Genomic DNA, 267 nt, shown 5'->3' with positions numbered 1-267 from the left:
ATTTACTACTATTTTTTAATTCATATTGTGGTGAAAATGACATAACTCCTTCATTTAGATGAATTTGAATCGAATCATAAGACGAAATAGCAATAAACAAATGAGAAGTGACAGTATTTCTTAATCCAGAACTAAATATACCTGTAGCATCATTGATTAGTATGGTTAATTTTTTAACGAATACGATATAAAACAGATCTGTGTCTATTTTTGATAGATATCGTAGGATATTCTCATGATTAGCTGAATAACTTGTAAGTATCTGAC

At 27.7% G+C, this 267-nt stretch carries 1 protein-coding gene; it reads right to left on the bottom strand.

What is annotated here, in order from left to right; translation table 11 throughout:
- Positions 1 to 267, bottom strand: a 267-nt coding sequence (locus tag AAEZ02_RS22620) for a hypothetical protein (protein WP_351125304.1), incomplete at both ends; no start/stop codon positions are given.

Origin of the sequence: Shewanella sp. T24-MNA-CIBAN-0130 (assembly GCF_040310185.1) — a bacterium.
Classification (GTDB): domain Bacteria; phylum Pseudomonadota; class Gammaproteobacteria; order Enterobacterales; family Shewanellaceae; genus Shewanella; species Shewanella psychromarinicola.
This window is presented reverse-complemented; position numbering and strand designations above follow the sequence as displayed.